The sequence below is a fragment of the Endozoicomonas sp. ALE010 genome, assembly GCF_049310165.1.
Taxonomy (GTDB): domain Bacteria; phylum Pseudomonadota; class Gammaproteobacteria; order Pseudomonadales; family Endozoicomonadaceae; genus Endozoicomonas.
The window spans coordinates 1-16,914 of sequence record NZ_JBLYNV010000066.1; the positions used below are offsets into that span (position 1 = coordinate 1).

At 49.9% G+C, this 16,914-nt stretch carries 15 protein-coding genes, 2 tRNA genes and 1 pseudogene; 8 read left to right on the forward strand and 10 right to left on the reverse strand.

What is annotated here, in order from left to right:
• A partial coding sequence (locus tag ACO6UY_RS20380; RefSeq protein WP_422491029.1) for a hypothetical protein occupies positions 1 to 381 on the forward strand: 381 nt, incomplete at its 5' end.
• Positions 382 to 505: 124 nt separating this feature from the next.
• On the opposite strand, the pseudogene ACO6UY_RS20385 reads toward ACO6UY_RS20380, so the two are convergent.
• Positions 506 to 1,249, reverse strand: a pseudogene (locus tag ACO6UY_RS20385) (ISAzo13 family transposase).
• A 665-nt stretch (positions 1,250 to 1,914) separates the two neighbouring features.
• Positions 1,915 to 3,510, reverse strand: coding sequence for a flavin monoamine oxidase family protein (locus ACO6UY_RS20390; RefSeq protein ID WP_422491030.1), 1,596 nt, complete (start codon positions 3,508 to 3,510; stop codon positions 1,915 to 1,917).
• Between the two features lie 22 nt (positions 3,511 to 3,532).
• On the opposite strand from ACO6UY_RS20390, the gene ACO6UY_RS20395 reads away from it, so the two are divergent.
• Positions 3,533 to 3,763 carry a hypothetical protein gene (locus tag ACO6UY_RS20395; protein ID WP_422491032.1) on the forward strand — a complete coding sequence of 77 codons (231 nt, stop codon included), beginning with the start codon at positions 3,533 to 3,535 and terminating at the stop codon, positions 3,761 to 3,763.
• A gap of 83 nt (positions 3,764 to 3,846) precedes the next feature.
• Here the strand turns inward: ACO6UY_RS20395 and ACO6UY_RS20400 are convergent, their stop codons facing one another.
• The 7 genes from ACO6UY_RS20400 to ACO6UY_RS20430 form a co-directional block, all read right to left on the reverse strand.
• Entirely contained in the window at positions 3,847 to 6,672 is a 2,826-nt protein-coding gene (locus tag ACO6UY_RS20400) for a hypothetical protein (protein WP_422449052.1), read from the reverse strand.
• A 264-nt stretch (positions 6,673 to 6,936) separates the two neighbouring features.
• Positions 6,937 to 7,116 carry a hypothetical protein gene (locus ACO6UY_RS20405; RefSeq protein ID WP_422449050.1) on the reverse strand — a complete coding sequence of 60 codons (180 nt, stop codon included), beginning with the start codon at positions 7,114 to 7,116 and terminating at the stop codon, positions 6,937 to 6,939.
• Positions 7,117 to 7,220: 104 nt separating this feature from the next.
• Positions 7,221 to 7,547 (reverse strand): type II toxin-antitoxin system HicB family antitoxin, encoded by a 327-nt coding sequence (locus ACO6UY_RS20410; protein ID WP_101748750.1) that lies wholly within the window; start codon positions 7,545 to 7,547, stop codon positions 7,221 to 7,223.
• Positions 7,540 to 7,794, reverse strand: coding sequence for a toxin HicA (locus ACO6UY_RS20415; protein WP_422449047.1), 255 nt, complete (start codon positions 7,792 to 7,794; stop codon positions 7,540 to 7,542). The genes ACO6UY_RS20410 and ACO6UY_RS20415 overlap by 8 nt, the downstream gene beginning before the upstream one ends.
• 67 nt (positions 7,795 to 7,861) lie before the next feature.
• Positions 7,862 to 9,424 carry an FGGY-family carbohydrate kinase gene (locus ACO6UY_RS20420; protein ID WP_422449045.1) on the reverse strand — a complete coding sequence of 521 codons (1,563 nt, stop codon included), beginning with the start codon at positions 9,422 to 9,424 and terminating at the stop codon, positions 7,862 to 7,864.
• 24 nt (positions 9,425 to 9,448) lie between these two features.
• On the reverse strand, positions 9,449 to 11,071 hold the full coding sequence (locus ACO6UY_RS20425) for a glycerol-3-phosphate dehydrogenase/oxidase (RefSeq protein ID WP_422491034.1): 1,623 nt from the start codon (positions 11,069 to 11,071) through the stop codon (positions 9,449 to 9,451).
• A gap of 25 nt (positions 11,072 to 11,096) precedes the next feature.
• Positions 11,097 to 12,704 (reverse strand): FAD-binding oxidoreductase, encoded by a 1,608-nt coding sequence (locus tag ACO6UY_RS20430; protein WP_422449041.1) that lies wholly within the window; start codon positions 12,702 to 12,704, stop codon positions 11,097 to 11,099.
• A 308-nt stretch (positions 12,705 to 13,012) separates the two neighbouring features.
• Here ACO6UY_RS20430 and ACO6UY_RS20435 point away from each other — a divergent pair, with 308 nt between their 5' ends.
• The 6 genes from ACO6UY_RS20435 to ACO6UY_RS20460 all read left to right on the forward strand — a co-directional run bounded on the left by ACO6UY_RS20435 (position 13,013) and on the right by ACO6UY_RS20460 (position 15,850).
• Positions 13,013 to 13,438 carry a VanZ family protein gene (locus ACO6UY_RS20435; protein ID WP_422449039.1) on the forward strand — a complete coding sequence of 142 codons (426 nt, stop codon included), beginning with the start codon at positions 13,013 to 13,015 and terminating at the stop codon, positions 13,436 to 13,438.
• Positions 13,439 to 13,613: 175 nt separating this feature from the next.
• On the forward strand, positions 13,614 to 14,333 hold the full coding sequence (locus ACO6UY_RS20440; RefSeq protein WP_422449037.1) for an SGNH/GDSL hydrolase family protein: 720 nt from the start codon (positions 13,614 to 13,616) through the stop codon (positions 14,331 to 14,333).
• Between the two features lie 199 nt (positions 14,334 to 14,532).
• Positions 14,533 to 14,763 (forward strand): hypothetical protein, encoded by a 231-nt coding sequence (locus ACO6UY_RS20445; protein WP_422449035.1) that lies wholly within the window; start codon positions 14,533 to 14,535, stop codon positions 14,761 to 14,763.
• Between the two features lie 180 nt (positions 14,764 to 14,943).
• On the forward strand, positions 14,944 to 15,384 hold the full coding sequence (locus ACO6UY_RS20450; protein ID WP_422449033.1) for a hypothetical protein: 441 nt from the start codon (positions 14,944 to 14,946) through the stop codon (positions 15,382 to 15,384).
• Between the two features lie 110 nt (positions 15,385 to 15,494).
• Positions 15,495 to 15,571: transfer RNA gene (locus tag ACO6UY_RS20455), tRNA-Pro, on the forward strand.
• Positions 15,572 to 15,773: 202 nt separating this feature from the next.
• Positions 15,774 to 15,850: transfer RNA gene (locus ACO6UY_RS20460), tRNA-Pro, on the forward strand.
• 68 nt (positions 15,851 to 15,918) lie between these two features.
• Here the strand turns inward: ACO6UY_RS20460 and ACO6UY_RS20465 are convergent.
• Positions 15,919 to 16,779: an aldo/keto reductase family protein gene (locus ACO6UY_RS20465; protein ID WP_422459426.1), complete on the reverse strand. Its 861-nt coding sequence runs from the start codon at positions 16,777 to 16,779 to the stop codon at positions 15,919 to 15,921.
• Positions 16,780 to 16,914 lie beyond the last annotated feature (135 nt).

Consider the following 16,914-nt stretch of genomic DNA (forward strand, 5'->3'; position numbering starts at 1 on the left):
AGGCTCAGGTTGCAGCTGAGAAGGCCAAGGCTGAAGAAGAAGCCCGTCTGGCAAAACTGGAAAAAGAGCAGGAAGAAAAAGCGTGCAGAGACGATGTTGGATGCTGGGGGGGAACGCCATCTGATCACCGCCAGTATCGAGTGTGATGGTGCCATAGAACGCTTTGCCAAGTATGACGTTGAGTGGACCGATGGTTTGCTTGAATCAAAATTCAGCCGAGCGATCTGGAGCGATAAGGAAGCAGGCCATGTGAAATACGTTGGCGACAAAATCAAATTCCAGAACGGCTTTGGAGCCTGGCAAAACCATATCTACACATGCTACCTGGATACCAACACCAGGCAGGTTCTGAATGTAGAGGTGTTTCCCGGAAGGTTATAAATCTAACGTACCAAAACGACCTGATAAGTGACAAATGACCGGGCAGAAAACGTGAGAACAAAGCATGCTCGGTCGTTTGTAAAAACAAGAAGTTACAGGTAGCTATGAGAACAAAATATTAGTATTAAGTGATTGAATTATAATAAAAAATCGTTTCGTTCGGGACGAAAGGGTCGGAGGTTCGAATCCTCTCACGCCGACCAGAAGCCTTTCCGCCACATTCCTTTAAAGTCCGAAACCCCTTGATGTTACTGGCTTCTAGCCTATCTTTACTACCGCCACCATCGCACATAATTAATATCTCATCTTCATTTGGATAGTCTTTCTGTCCATGCTCAAGCCACCAGAGAGCAATGCACTCACAAGAAAATTCAGACGTGTCTTTACTGGTATTTAAATGAACCACTGACTTGTTTTTGCCCAAGTCGTATATCCCATGTGGTATAACTTTGCCATTGCCCTGACTGGGGAAATCGTGATCATTGACAATCGTTGGCTCAATAGCATCCGTCACCCCTTCGCGATAGAAATTACCCAATGTCTACTTCTTCTTGGTATCCATGCTAAGTACTGGCTTGCCTGCATCCAAATATTCCTGCTTCAATCTTTTAAGATTTCTGAATTGTGCGTCGCGATCTTTATTCTGCCCCATCGTTCTCTTTTTCTGAGGCTTACGACGACGGAAACCTTGTTCATAAAGCACCTTGGAGACGATATTCTTACTTGCCGGAGTGTCTGTCTTCTCAAGTTGTCGGGAAATATTTCGGCGGGATAGATTTGTCCATCGTACTTCCTGCCGCATAGGATCACCTGCGGTGTGATCGTGTAGAATACGGAGCACGTTCTCAACCAAACAGGGACATACCACCGTTAGTCTTCTTCTTCCCCCCCCCTTTTTTTACGAATCCGATTCGTAGTGAGCTGCTTTTTGGAATTAAGTTCAGTTATTCCGTGAGCAACAGTTTCCCGATGACAGCCCAGTAATCGAGATATCTACTCGATACCCTCATGACCTAACTTTACTGCTTCAATAGCAGCGTACCTTCGGCGATCTCTCTCATTGAGTGAGCAGAAAAAATCTACCATCTGAGTTTCAACTACTTCTGAATAATTACCCATGACCACTCGCATAGAAAAGATCATCAAAGAATATATTTATGGCTCTTTGCTATAGGCGAAATGTAGAAATTATTTCAGGACAATTACTAAATTGGCGAGCTATCTGCCAAGTCTTGATCCGATCTTGCGACGACTGTCTGGGCTAAACAATCAACTAAGAGTTCGCCATCCTGATCCTTGAAAATTGATCCATGGGGTTCACTTTTGAGGATGGAAGATAAAAAGTACGTATGATCCTTTGCGGATGCAAATCTTCCTGCCAGTCTCGGTTTTCTGTCCTGAGTATCGCCCTTCATGATCGGGTACACCTTTGGCTTTCATATAATGAAAAAATCTGGAGTTTTCTGAATCGTCATCTAGAGTGACTGGAATAGGTTCCTCTTCAGGTGCTCTGGAACTGACCAATTCAGCGTGCTACACGGCAAAACGGGATAAATAGTCTTTTTCAATCCAGCGCGGACGTTCCAGTTGAAAATGTTCTTCCAGCATCAGTTCGGTGCTGGTCAATGCGCCCTCCACCCAGCCTTGCAGATCGGAATAAGAGTCACCGCAAATGTGAATGGGTAAACCGGGCAGGTGGCGCATACGCTTTTGAGTAGTCAGGCTCTTTTGTCCGGGCTTCCACAAACTGTATCCTCCCCCATAGGGGTCTTGAGACCAATCCATGTAGGCCGCAGTATAAGGTTTCGGAATGTATTTCAAGTCATGAAGCACCTTGAGTTCCTTTTGGGCTTGCACAACCTGGTTATTGGTGGCCCGGCTCTCGTTGGGAAGAGGGCTCTGTCCCACCGGAACAAAGGGGTTCTCTGCTCCGGCAAACTCATTCCCTCTGGCCAGGGGATGCCAGTAATCCAGCACCCGGCCATCGGTATAGGCTGCCAGCAACAGGGCGTTGGTGTTGCCAGCTTCACCGGCAGGTCGATCCTCTTCTGTACCAAAATAATAGGACTGTTTGATCTGAAGGTCAGTCACCGACTTACCCCCTCTGATCCCGAGCACCTTCCACCAAGGGTAAGGGTAGCCAAGATAAAGTTTAATGGCCGGTTTTGAAATGACTGAGTCAATGTCCGACCGTATTTCGGGGGTGCGTAAATGAACTGAATCCTGATCCAGTAGCTCCAGTGAGCGTTTTGGTAACCCTAAAATGGCGTGCCGGGCATTAACCACCATTCTGGTACCCCGGGCATTCTCGAACACGAGTTTAACCCGGGTCTGTCCCTGCTGTTTAAATGGGGTTATGGTGCATAGCCTTTGACGGGAGTGGTACCGGCCTCCTTGATTAATAAATCCTTGCACCAGGGCTTCGGGTAATGATTGAAAGCCGGTTGCAATCATCCTTGAGGGAACATCCCAGCCCGGTGCATTATTTCTGAAGACATCCATCGCCACGGCGGCATTCCAATTGCGAAAAGGAGCGTCGTAACCCCCGGCATCATTGATCAGTTCAATCGCTTCTCTGGACAGTACCCAGTCCATCAGACTCCACCATCCGTACTCATAGAGCCTTTTTCCTTCCAGGGTATGGGATTGTCGGAAAGCTCTCCACTCATCAGGGGATGCACGGACGCTTTGAGGAACCAGCGTATCGATCACATATTGAATCAGTTCGCCAGGTGTTTTACCCCGCTCATTGAAACTCAGCCGGTAGGGGACTTTATCCGGATCACGAAAGTCCAGGTCACGGAGATGGTGGTTGCGCACAAAAGAAATATTGCCCTGTGTGCCACTGCCCGGAAAGTCAAGAGTGGGTAAGCCCAAAGCGTTGACCAGTTCCCGGGTCACTGCATGACTGGAAAAGTAGCGCATGCCCCCCAGTTCTGCCGGTACGTTGGGCATTCCGGGCATCTTGAGGGAGTAAAGACGGCCGCCAATCCGGTCACTCATTTCAAACAGGTCAATTTTCTGGTGTTCAGGAGCCGAAATTTTATCCCTTAAGCGCCATGCTGAATAAGCGCCGCCCACTCCTGCCCCAACAATCGCAATATCTGTCTCGTAGGCTTCCTGATTCATTATTTTTGGATATCCTGATCAATTGAGCCCGGTTGGTTGTTATGAAATCATGGGAGGAACCGGTTTGTTATCCATGATGCCAGCACGGGGAGCAACAGTGATGACCTTTCTGAAACAACGAAGTGATCCTGATTCATTCCAGAGTGCATATCTGACTGAAAAAGGGCATCACCAAAGGGGATATCGGCAGGGAAAAATAGTCATTAATGTAAATGATAGGCAGAAAATTGAGGATAAAAATTTGGTTTTGTGAGGTGAATAGCGGGGCTATTTGCCGAACAAAAGAGGATTTTTAGATCAATTTGCTGTCGCCGCACGACTGCATGGATGCAGGAGCTAGAGCAACGCAGGAGCAGTTGCCGTGTAGGGCAGTCTATTCTCGGTCAGCCTCCTGGAGGCGGATTTATGCCTGGTCGATACATTCTCGTACACCGGGGGGGGAGGGCGTTGTTGGCCAGGGGCAGGTTGTTTTCCAGTGTTTACCATGAAGTTGCTGCCCCCTTTTGCCATACTCGCTTGCTTGACCCCCATCGGTTCGTAAAGGCTATCGATGGATTCATCCTCGTTCAGTTCATCCGGACGGTCAGGGCGTTGTTGGCCAGGGTCAGGTTGTTTTCCAGTGTTTACCATGAAGTTGCTGCCCCCTTTTGCCATACCCGCCTGCCTGACCCCCATCGGTTCGTAAAGGCTATAGATGGATTCATCCTCGTTCAGTACATCCGGACGGTCAGGGCGTTGTTGGTCTGATTCTTTTCCAGCGTTCGCCATGGCGCTGCTGCATCCTGTTGCCGTGTTCTCCGGTCTGACTAACAGCAGATCGCAATGGTTCTGAGGAGGAGCAGGCAGTGGTCTACCAGTCATGGATCTGTCGTCGGGTTGCCACGGCATGGGGTGGTTACGGCCAGCCCTGGCCGATGATCTTTGGTTGCAATAGCGGTAGGTGTACACACCGATCAGCACAACAAACAACGCGCCCAGGGTGATACAGGCTAAAACGACAGTATTTAGATTTAGTGATTGCACTAACGGTGTTGATTTGGCAAAAGTGGCAGAATCCGGGGAGGAAAAGGTCATGCCTGGTGTCGTGGCCCCAGTTGTTGGGGGCGTTGTAAGTGTGATAGAACCCGGGCTGGAAACGTTCATGGTGGTGCCTGGCACCGTGGCCAGCGTCTCTGTGACAGGAGATGATGGAAGGGCATTAGTACCATTTGATGTATCAATACCAGTATTAACAGCTTGGCAATCCCGCGTTACCAATCGGCGGTCAAGATCTTCACAGAATAGAGTATTATTTAGCCAATGAATACACGCTTGGCGGTTGTATGTTTGCTTTATACCATTAATACTGACATTACAAATAACTGGGTTATCTCCTCCATTGATCTCCGGGGAGGGAGCATTATCAGTACTGTTAACGAAGCTGTTAATCACCGTAGTGTTGGCAGTACTTCCTTTTCCCTGAATGGATCCTGCGCCAATACCAGCATTTGCCTCTTTGCCTGAGGTTATCACCGTGCAGTTCACCGCTGTCGTGTCGATAACATTTGCTTTATTCTTCCTTGCTCCCACCCCAATACCGGCATTCGCCTTTTCACCTATCACCCAGCAGTTCACCGCTGTCGTTTTTATAACATTTCCCTCTATATCATTTCCGCCTGCCAGATATCCCGCCCCAATACCGGCATTCGTCTCTTTAATACCGGCATTCGCCTCTTTACTTGAACCTGAGGTTTTCACCGTGCAATTCACCGCTGCCGTTTCGATAACATTTCCTTTTCTCTGATGTCCCGCCCCAATACCAGCATTCGCCTTTTTGCCTGAGGCTCTCACCCGGCAGTTCAACGCTGTCGTGTTGGTAACAGTTGCAAGGTACGATCTTCCCGCCCCAATACCAGCATTTGAATACTCTCCGGAAGCTGACACCGTGCAGTCCACCGCCGTCGTGTCGGTAACAGTTGCATGGGACCTTCCCGCCCCAATACCGGCATTTGCATCCTCACCAGAGGTTGTCACCGTGCAGTTCAACGCTGTCGTGTTGGTAACAGTTCCTGTTAACTGATATCCCGCCCCAATACCGGCATCTGTTTTATTACCGGAGGTTTCCACCCTGCAGTTTGCTGCTGTTGTGTTGGTAACTGTTCCTTTGTTAATTTTGCCCACAGCAACAGCTGCGGTTGCATTTTCACCCCTGGTAGCAACGCAAGCACGTTCAACGTGAATATTGCTGATCCTGGCGTCGCCTGACATTTCACAAGCCGCTACCCCGGCCGGAGCTGTTGAATTTATATTGGCATCAATAAGACTCAGGTTCTCGATACTGCCCTCAGCGGAGAGGTGTTCTACCAGGCACCGGAAAAGGTTGCCAATGGTATGGCCATTGCCGTCCAACTTGCCGGTAAACGGATGGGTTTTATTACCAATGGGTTGGGTTAACTGGCTACCATCAATATCTTTAGTCAGTTGATATTTATTGCCGCATGATTCCACATCATGGCAGACCCTGCTCAGAGTCTCGGCATCCGCCACCTTAACCCAGGGGGCGGTGTCAGAGGTGGCTGCTGGTGCTGATCCGCCGACCGAGGAAAGGCTGGCCAGAGCTCCCAGTGCCAGGGACGTTTTTGGTAACTGGCCAGCCCGGTGCGTTGTGGTAACGGGTTTACCGGGCTGTTGTCGTGGGTTCTTTGAGGTTTTTCTGGTGTTGTTTTTAGTGTTTTCCGGGGGGGCGTCCGGTGTATTTTCCCTGTGCGTGCCAGGTTCGGGTACCAAACCGGCGTGGGCAGTGACCGAGTTAAACTGATCGCTGGCAAACTGCCCCGCGACCGCGAGGTTGACAAGATAGCCCAGCGCATTATTGATTGTCGGAGGCAGGTTGGCACAGGCTGCTATCGCCCGTCCTGCCAGTGTGATGAACTGCAGGTAATCACTGGTCTGGCCATCACGGCCCGGGAAATCAATGCCAGCAGCAGAGTCAGCAACATCCGGTACTGGCGGCCGGGAATTGGTTGGGTCATAGTGGGGGTTTAGCGACTGAACAAATGCACTGACTGCGGATTGGGCCACCCCAAACCCTCTCCATTGGCCCTCTGGTTGTGTGGTCGGGGTTGTCACCGGTTGCGGGTCAATGGTAGTGCCTGCCGAGGGTACGCCTGGTGGCCGTATCAAAACCAATACCTCATAACAAAGTTGTTTACGGCGATATCGATCCACTGTCTTGCAGAGTAAATACCCGGAGGAGTGAAACAGGTGGACCTTTAACGTTTAACTGCTTTTGACGTGTAATACTGACGCTGTACGTACGCTACTCGAGAAGAAATAATAGCCAGTGCTATAGCAGTGGTGAGAATTGTTTGAATCACATACGCCTTTTTTTACTATGAAAATGCAGATATCTGTTGATTAAATCGGGGCTCCAGCGCTGGACATATATTATCCTTCAGATTGTTGGCCGAGGTCATGTTCTTTTCCGGTGTTCGCCGTTGAGTTGCCCGCTGTTGCCATATTCGCCTGCTCGACCAACACCGGTTCAGCGGATTGATACTCGGTCAGTACCTGGTACACAAGGCTGTCAGAAAAAACTGTGTCATTATGAATCTTGAATGTGTTCAAAAAGAAAGTCCTGACACCAGCTCCCCTCTAAAGGGGATATCGGCAGGGAAAAATAGTCATTAATGTAGATGATAGTGAGGACAAAACCATTTGCCTTCAGCTGCTCAGTGCAACTTGCTGGCAATATAACGGTTCAAACTTACACCGGATTCTGCCGCCTGAATAACCAGATGTCGATGAGTTTCCGGTGGTACTCTTAGCAACACTTTGCCGCTGTAGTCCCTGATGGAAAAAGGCTCCGGGATTGTCTCGTTAGCCGCTTGCATATCCGCCACGGTGTCTGATACCAGTTTCCGAATACCGTTCAGCGCTGCTATCTGGTCTTGTTCCAGCCAGCTCAGGCCGGGAAACTCAGAACACAAGCCCACATATTCCTGATCTTCTTCAGACCAGGTGACCCGATAGGTGTATTTGTCGGTGGATTTATTCATTGCTTTCTTGCTCCATACGTTCTATTGCCTGCAACACTTGTCTTACCTGATAAGGTTTTGCCTTGCCCTTGCTGTCCTGAATATTCACCCTTGGATCCCCTTGCCAGGGAGTTCTGTAAACCCGATGGCTTGAACCTGTTTGTCGGGGAGCCCCAAAGTATGCATCGCAGACTTTACATAAATCCTTGAATCTGACGCCCTTGGGGTTTTTGCTCATCAGTTCGAGAATATCAGATATACTTGCCATTAATTGATAGTAGCACTATTGATACTGATTTCAATACCCCTAACAAGTCAAAAAAGTCAAAAGGAACTTAATGTTTCGGATAACCAGTAATATCCCGAATGGATTTATACAGCGGCTGCAGGCGTTTATAGATCTTTTTATAAACCTCATTGTACAAACGGTCATACAGCTGCATGGTTGGCAGGTCTGGCTCAAACACATCGCCTACCCGGGTCATTTTATCAATGGCTTCGTTATAGTCTTTATGAATGCCAAGGCCGACACAGCAGTTAATGGCTGCCCCAAGGCCGGAAGCTTCGTAGGTGTGTGGCCGTTCTGCCTCCATGCCAAAAATATTGGCCGTCAGTTGCATGGCGGCATCACTCTGGGATCCACCACCGGAGACCCGTAGCCGGGTGATCGGTGTGCCACTGCGTTTTTCAATCTGCTCTTTACCAGATCGCAGTTCGTAAGCCAGTCCTTCCAGAATCGCACGGTAAATATGCGCCCGTTTATGAACATCGCCAAAGCCAATAAAAGCGCCTTTGCCTTCAGGGCCGGGTTGACGTACGCCCGGGGACCAGTAAGGTTGCATCATCAAGCCCATTGAGCCCGGTGGTACCTGGGTTAACAGGGCATCGAAAAGCTGCTCGGGCTCTACACCCAACTCTTTTGCTTTACGCTGCTCGGCCTGGGCCAGCTCATTTTTAAACCAGCTGACCATCCAGAAGCCCCGATAAATCATCACCTCAGTGTTGTAACGCTTAGGCATCGCCGCTGTGTAGGGTGGAATAAAGGGAACTGTTTCAAAATATCGGGACGTTGTCGTACTGATGGTGGCTGTAGTGCCAAAACTCAAACAGCCAATATGAGGGTCAACACCGCCTGCGCCCAGGACTTCGCAGGCCTTGTCGGATGAGGCTGCGATCATTGGTAACCCCGCAGGCAGACCGGTATGCTCCGCAGCTTCAGCCGTAATATGACCTAACCGCTCGCCGGGTTGTACCAGTTCCGGCAACATGTGTCGTCTGGCGGCCAGCAGTTGCCATTTCAGATCGTGCTTGCCAGCCCATTTCTGACGGCGATAGTCATAGGGCAGATAACCGGCCACTGAACCACAGGCGTCTTTCATTTCGCCAGTCAGTTGATAGGTCAGGTAGCCGGATAAATTTACATAGTAACGGGTCTTCTGCCAGATATCGGGCTGATGTTGTATGATCCAGTTATCACGGGCTTTGGCGCGCAGATCTTCGATCAGGCTGGTCAGGCCGATGGTCTTGATTAACAGTCCCCAGAGGCCGCCAACGGGCTTTTCCGGTTCGGCTTTACGCTGATCCATCCAGACAATGGCGGGTCTCAAAGGCTTTTTATCTTCATCCAGGTTAATCATGGTGTAGCGCTGTGTGGTCAGTGCCATACCTTTGATCTGCCCGGGCGTTACAATGCCCTGGTCCCATAACGCTTTACAGGCTTTTCCAAGTTGCTGCCAATAGTAGTCAGGGTGCTGTTCTGCCCAGCCGGGGTGTTGTGAAAAATAGGCCTCCAGCGCAACTTTGCTTTTGGCGATCTCATTGCCGGCACTGTCAAATACCAGGGCCCGAATGCTCTGTGTGCCATTGTCGATGGCCAGCACATAGTCTGAATCACTCACTACACACTCACTTCTTGTTTCTTATTATCGAGTATCAGCGTTCTTGCGCCGTTTCGGAATACTGTAATAAGTGTTCCAGATGGATTGATAACGGGTGACTTCCTGTTGCCAATGCTGTTCGCTCCAATCCAGTTCTTCCTGGCAGATGGTCTTGATTCTGTCGGCAAAAATCAGGCCTCCCTGTTCCAGCAGCAAGCCCAGGCGGGTACGGCGGAGTAGAAGATCATCCAGGTGCACAACGGCTTCATTGCCGGCCGACCAGCGCAACTCGGCCCAGAGGGCACGGGCACCGGGAATAACGTCCTGTTCATCGGGTTGGATCTGTGTCAGTAAACGATCAGCGTCCATGCCGTAATGGCCCCGGATACGTTTCTTTAAATAGTCCGGCAGCTTGTTAAACAGAGAACTATCAGGCTCGTATTGAGTAAACATATCCGCGCCGGTATCACTGAAATCAACGCCGGGCAGGTACTCTTCAGCTGCTTTTAATACATCCAGGGCAATCAGCCGGAAGGTGGTCAGCTTGCCCCCACTGACGGTCACCAGCCCGTTATCGTTCCAGATACTGTGGTCACGTTTTTCTTTTGACGGGTTCAGTGTCCCGGAGCTGACCAGCGGGCGTACACCGGCCCATGAAGATATAATATCCTGTTCGGTTAACCCGGCTTTCGGGAACTGGGCGCAGGCGGCTTGCATCAGGTATTCCAGTTCATCACGGGTCATGGCTACTTCATGGTTGCCAATAACGCCGTTGTCCAGGTCGGTTGTCCCGACCACGGTTCTGCCTTCCCAGGGGTAAATAAATATGGGTCGTTTATCATCCGGGTGCATGGCGGTGTATGACTGAGCCACCGGCAGTCGCCAGCCGGGTACGACAATATGGCTGCCACGGGCCGGGCGAATATGCTGCTCTGAGGTCATCTCACCCCGAAGTTGATCACCCCAGGCACCTGTGGCATTGATCACCACTTTGGCTTTCACCGGCATTACCTGACCGGTTTCGGTATCCTTCAGTTGAGCACCCGTCACCTGACCATTGTGTTTAATCAGCGCATCGACACCAACATAATTTATTACCGTAGTACCGTCTTTCTGAGCTTCGCGCAAAACCCGGATAACCAGGCGTGAGTCGTCGGTAATGGCATCGGCAAACTGGGTGGCACCGAGCAGCTTGTGCGCATTAATGAGTGGGCTCAGGTTTTCAACGTCGTGTGATTTATGAAATTTACGGTAACGCTTACCGGCAAAAAAATCATAAATACGCAGCAGAATATTGAAGACCAGCGGCCCTGGAAACCCACCTTTGTAATGGGCCATCAGATAGCCCATTTGATCAACAAGGCCGGGAGCCTCTTTCATCAGGCGTTCCCGTTCGGAAACTGAGTGCATGGTGGTTTTGATATCGCCGGAAGCGATGTAGCGTAGGCCGCCATGGATCATTTTTGATGAACGGCTGGAGGTTCCCCAGGCGAAATCCTGACGATCAACCAGCAGCACCTTCAGGCCCCGGCGTGCCGCTTCACGGGCAATGCCAGCACCGGTGATGCCGCCACCGGCCACAACGATATCCCATTCTTTGTCAGTATTGTTTTTTAACGCTTCCAGTAACTGATTCCGGTTACCTGTCTGCCAGGATTTCTGCCACATGGGTTGGGTACCTGATTAATTCAACTTATTCGCTGTCCCGGAGTAACACGCCGGGGTTCAGTCGTTTGTCCGGGTCAAAGTCATGCACCAGGGTGGCAATCATCCGCATCCCCAGCTCACCTTTTTCTGTCGGCATATAAGGCGCGTGGTCACGGCCAGTGCCATGCTGGTGGGAAATGGTGGCATAGCCTTGGGCAATCACTTCAGAGGTTTTGGCCTTCAGTTTTTTCCAGCGTGCCAGAGTGGCTTCGTAGCTGTCAGCGCAGCGGAAGAAATAGGTGGTATAGATACTCGACCCCTGACCGTAGATATGGGAGAGGTGAGTGAATGCCATGACATTTTCCCCTTCATCCTTTAAGGCGTTTTCCAGGCTCGCTTCCATCTGATGCATCAGGCTGTCTACATTCTCCCAATCGGTGGAGGTCTCCAGTGTATCGACTGCTATGCCCCGTGCCCAGGTGGTTTCCCGCAGATAAGGGAATTTGAAACGGCCATGTGCCCAGATGGTGCCCATGATATTGGCCAGTGCACCACCAACACCGCCATGTTTTTTCAGAATCTTGCCCAGCTGTTTCAGGGCTACTTTATTTTGGTATTCAGAGCCGGTCACGCCAAAGGTCAGCATGCAGCGATTGTCGTCCAGCCCGCGAAAACGCAGATAGCCATCCAGCAGTTTGAACTGTGTCAGTGAGGTACCAAGATGAGCGTGGGCGCGGGCCTCTTTAGCGTTGCTGACCCGCATCATGGAGAGCGGGATCTTCTGCTGTGCAACTTCCCGGGCGACGGCTTTACCTGCCTGCCAGTTTGGCATAAAGCAGACCATAAACTTTTCTTCTTCTGCTGCACGTTGTACGCGTACTTTCACTTCGGTAAAGATACCCAGGCGGCCTTCGGTGCCCATGGTGAGCTCACGAATGTCCGGCCCTGCGGAAGAGGCGGGAATCGAAGGAATATCCAGTGTGCCCTGCAGGGTTTCCATACGGCCACCGGCAAACATCTGTTCAATACGGCCGTAACGGAGTGACTGTTGGCCTGAAGAGCGGGAGGCGATCCAGCCGCCAATGGTGGACAGTTCCCAGGATTGGGGATAGTGCCCAAGGGTATAACCCCGTGCCTGCAGCTGTGCTTCAACCTGTGGTCCGGGAGTCCCTGCACCAAAGGTGGCAATCTGGCTCTCTTCATTCAGATCCATTAACTGGTTCATGTGACCCATATCAATGGTCAAAATGGCTCTGGTATTTTTCTGTGGCGTGATGTGTCCGGCAACGGATGTTCCACCGCCATAGGGAATCACAATAAAATCGTGCCGGACCGCAAGGGCAAGAAGTTCGCGAACCTGTGCACTGGTTTCCGGATAGGCGACACCGTCCGGAAAAACCCCAAAATCACCACTGCGCATGGCCAGCCAGTCCGGAAAGCTCTGGCCACGGGCATGGCGAACCCGATCTTCTGCAGCAGTGACAATCAGTGGATGTTCAGGCAGACGGGACGCTGGTACCCTGGCTATCACACTCTCCAGGGTGGCATCTTTCAAGGGGGTCGGTTCGCCGATAATACGGCGAATCAATGCATCCCCATGGTCGGAGACTTCCTTAACGTAACTCTCATCACCCCAGCCATTCCAACGGCGCATGGTCTACCCCTGTTCTTTTTATTCTGCTAATGCGCATAACTGCCATATAGAGCCAGGAAGCAGCTAACGCTTATAAACTGACGACGGTGTCTGTTTTTAGAGTTGCTAATGTAGCAAGTTGGGTTGTTATATTTCAACAATCAGTAAGGAACAAACCATACAATATCGTTAATGACAAAGACTCCAATGTTTATGATTGAGTGGAGGGGTAAGCTTAACACCAGGCCTTAAACAGGAATGTTAAGTGCCATCAACCCCAACGCCCATTGGCCGATGACCTGTTACAACCTCTAACTCAGGGCCATCCAATGAATGAACTGATTACTTCACTTCAGGCAACTCCCCCTTCAACCTGGCAAATCCTCTCTTTGTGTGCCCTGGCTTTTGCCCTGTTTATGTCATTGATACCTGGCAAATGGGACCCCACCCGTTTTATCAATGATAAGGTGAAACATGTGCTCACCTTTATGGTGCTCTCTCTGCTGATCGATCTGGCATTTCCAGCGGCCAGCGTCTGCTGGTGGAAACCGGCAGGGCTGATGGCGTTTGGCGTGTTTATCGAGGTCTGTCAGCACATGACCCGTTATCGCCGTTTCAGTTTTGGCGATATTATTGCCAATGGGGTGGGTATCGGGCTTTATATGGGGATCAGTCTCGGTATCCCTGCATTGGTCGCCTCTGAAGGTGGCTGCCAGCCCTGGCCTGAATGTATGAGTGTGTTGTTTAACCTTTAGCCATTGAAAAAGTGAACCTGGTCCTTGAGCAGGGCCAGCCACCTGTTTCTGTGACCATAAGCTGACAAGGCTTGGTCAGCATGGATTTGCCATTGTTTTCCTGGTCTAAAGTCTGCAAAATCACCGGGCATCGGTTTAAATGAATCAACAATAAAAATGCACAACGGCTATTTTGATGTTTGAACTTATTGGATTGGTAAGCACCGTTTTATGTTGTCTATTGCTTCTTTCTATCGCAATCTGCCAGGGCGTCCATTTAAAAAGAAGTGCACTTCGCCTGCCCGAGGCCAGTGGTAAACGGCTGCAGGCCAGAGGCTCGGATTTTTCAATTGTTCATGTGGGTGAAAGCCCTGTCGCCGGGGTGGGGGTGGCAGAGATAAGACAGGGGCTGACCCACCAGGTTATCAGGAACCTGACTCAGGATCGGGGTGTGGAGTTTGATTGGGAAATACTGGCAAAAAATGGTGCCAGAGTGTTCGACTCATTAACCTTTGAGGCGACCATTAAAGAACCGGATCTGTTGATCATCAGCTTTGGCGTCAATGATACGACCAGATTTACCTCAGGCTCGGAATTCAATAAACATATGCAGGCGTGTGTCCATCGCTTTGCTTCCGACAATACCAGGGTATTTATCACATCAATTCCAAAGATCAACCGGTTTCCCCTGATTCCAGCCCCATTAAGCTGGTTGTTGGGAGCAAAGGCCTACTTGCTGGACAGACAGTTGCAGAAGCTTTGCCAGCAGGAGGATTGGACGTATATCCACAGTGGCACGAATCCTGACGCTTCGTTGATGGCGGAAGATGGTTATCACCCTAATGAGTCAGGGTGTCAGGTCTGGGCAGGAATCATTGCGGACAAGATAATAGATACCCGAAGCCACAGGGTTTAACGACTAATTAATTGCCAGGTATTGATACGTATCAATATGCGTATTGATAATTTGTCTAATAATCAGCCTGTTGATTGGTCATTGACTGTCACGATTCTGTCATCTTTTCAGTGTTAATCTGCCCTTGTTGATGGCATTAACAACACCAATAAAAGTGATCGTGCACAGTCAAAATTAAGAACGGAAACTATCATCAGCAATGTTGAGAATTGAGAAATATACGCTCAGAGATGGGCAGGCAGGTTGGCAGGCGCATCTGGTAAAACCTGATTGTTCGAAAATACACGAAACTCGTCGTTTTAGCTATTCAGACTACGGCGACCTTGCATTTCAGGAAGCATTAGACTGGCTTGAGCGTCAGTACTATCAGCCCGTTGCCAATGATTCCAGTGATCAATGCCCGGTGCTGGCCAGAAACGAATCACACTGAGTTTTTTATCTTCAGGGAATGGAGTGTTTGCTATGGATGGCAACTTTTACCGGGAGAAAGAAAAAGCATTTCGCCACAAATCTTCAGCTCTTGCCTTGCATTGCTAATTTTTACCAGTCAGGTAGAGTTGGAAGCGCGTATAAGCAAATATATATTGCCTGAAAAAAAGGGGGTGGCGACATGTCCCGGACAATAAAAGGCTTGATAACGGCTATTATGGCAACAGTATTGTTGCAGACCAATACTGCGGCTGCAGCCCAGAATGATAACCATGTCTACGCCGGGTTGGGCTGGACCGTAAAGCATGGCTGGATACCCTCAGCCATTATCGGAGTTCGTAGCGTAGATGTGGATGGTATTAAGGATGTAACCGGTGTTGATCTTTCCCTCTCTTATCACTTCACCGATGGCTTTGATAAGTTCCTCCTGAAAGGTGTTCGGGGTGAGATTGACTGGCAGGCGGAATTAGGCGCTGGCTATGATTTTCAGGGACAGTCTCTGCTGGTGATCGGTGGTGTGCAGGGTCGTCTGGTTAATTATTCTGTGGATGTCTCTCTGAATGGTGATATTGATGCTGGCCTGACAATCAATAGCATTGATAAATATGACTGGGAGCCATAGTTATTAAATTGACCATAAAAACCTCAATGGCAGTTGACGGCGTTCGGAAAATAGGGATAATACGCCTCCACTGGCTCAGCGCAACGTCGGTTGCAGTAGCGGTGAGTTAACGGGGTATAGCGCAGTCTGGTAGCGCGCCTGCTTTGGGAGCAGGATGTCGGGAGTTCGAATCTCTCTACCCCGACCAGATCAGGTAAAGCCCATGCTCTTGAGTATGGGCTTTTTTGTTGCCTGAAGTATATTCCGCAGCTAATTTGCGGAAATCACCACTGTAAAAAGATGGGTGGTTTGCTAAAGTATCAACCGTTCCGGTATGGCGGTGTTTCAGGAAGTATCACTGTCCATGATGTCCGGAACACTGTTTTTATTCATAACCTGGTTATGAATTTCGGGGTATAGCGCAGTCTGGTAGCGCGCCTGCTTTGGGAGCAGGATGTCGGGAGTTCGAATCTCTCTACCCCGACCAGATTTGTTTTTTTATTGGCCAGCATCATGCTGGCTTTTTTTTTTATTTTCAGAGATGTCGCCTGAATTTTAAGCCATCAGTTGTTCTATCATATTCACTTCATCATCCGTCAGTGGCGTCTGCAAACAATTCAGATCCTGTTGCATGTGTTTTGTATCACTGGTGCCTGTTAAGACAATCATCCCCATTTTTAATGCTGCCTGAAAAATGACCTGTGGTCCGGTTAATCCTGTCCTCTTCATAATGGTCTGACATTCAGGCATTGCCAACAGTTGGGTGTTGGCTGTCAGTAACGAAAACCCCTGGTAAAGAATGTTATGTCGATGGCATAGCGCACGGATATTGGCGTCCCATCCGGTTCTGGCAAAGCAGCGGTTCTGCACCAGCATGGGCTTGATCGCCGCATGGTGGTTCAGGAGCTCCAGCTGTTGGTGATTTACATTGCTGACCCCCAGAAGTTTGATTTGGCCGGACCGATAGAAGCCTTCCATTGCTTCCCAGACGGCAAAGTCCCGGTCACTGAGTCCATGTGACCGGGATGGACCATGCAGCAGATAAGCATCAAGGTAATCCGTGTTCAAGTGCTCCAATGATGAGAGAAGGGACTGCTCAACCTGAGTTTTGGTATCGGCTTCAGGATGGTAGGGCAGACGGTTGTCCTGTCCTTCAGCGTAGGTAAATTTCGTTTGCAGGAAGAGGTCTTCACGGCACTTGCCACTGGTTTGGTAAAAGTTCTGCAGAGCTTCCCCAACCCCTTGCTCAAAATAATGTTTGCGCTGATTGGCGGTGTCTATGGCTGTGAAACCGTTATTCAGGGCTTTCAGTGTCAGCTCGGAGGTGGCCTGTTCTTTCCAGGCCGTGCCATAGATAAAACGGGGAACACGGGTATCGTGCAGCGTAAACGGATGGGTTTCCTGTTGTTCGGTCATCTCCTTGCCTCCCCTGGAAATTATTGGCGATATTATGACTTGTCTGGATTCGGTTCAAGCCGCTTCCCTAATACGGGTGAAATGACGTTATAAATATCCCTTGCTACACTGTAAAAAAAGGAGTTTTTTGCATGT

Bases quoted from the DNA above. Each gene is read 5' to 3' on its own strand.
- ACO6UY_RS20425 (WP_422491034.1), bottom strand. From the start codon at position 11,071: ATGTGGCAGAAATCCTGGCAGACAGGTAACCGGAATCAGTTACTGGAA.
- ACO6UY_RS20390 (WP_422491030.1), bottom strand. From the start codon at position 3,510: ATGAATCAGGAAGCCTACGAGACAGATATTGCGATTGTTGGGGCAGGA.
- ACO6UY_RS20415 (WP_422449047.1), bottom strand. From the start codon at position 7,794: ATGGCAAGTATATCTGATATTCTCGAACTGATGAGCAAAAACCCCAAG.
- ACO6UY_RS20450 (WP_422449033.1), top strand. From the start codon at position 14,944: ATGTCCCGGACAATAAAAGGCTTGATAACGGCTATTATGGCAACAGTA.
- ACO6UY_RS20465 (WP_422459426.1), bottom strand. From the start codon at position 16,779: ATGACCGAACAACAGGAAACCCATCCGTTTACGCTGCACGATACCCGT.
- ACO6UY_RS20440 (WP_422449037.1), top strand. From the start codon at position 13,614: ATGTTTGAACTTATTGGATTGGTAAGCACCGTTTTATGTTGTCTATTG.
- ACO6UY_RS20410 (WP_101748750.1), bottom strand. From the start codon at position 7,547: ATGAATAAATCCACCGACAAATACACCTATCGGGTCACCTGGTCTGAA.
- ACO6UY_RS20435 (WP_422449039.1), top strand. From the start codon at position 13,013: ATGAATGAACTGATTACTTCACTTCAGGCAACTCCCCCTTCAACCTGG.
- ACO6UY_RS20445 (WP_422449035.1), top strand. From the start codon at position 14,533: ATGTTGAGAATTGAGAAATATACGCTCAGAGATGGGCAGGCAGGTTGG.
- ACO6UY_RS20430 (WP_422449041.1), bottom strand. From the start codon at position 12,704: ATGCGCCGTTGGAATGGCTGGGGTGATGAGAGTTACGTTAAGGAAGTC.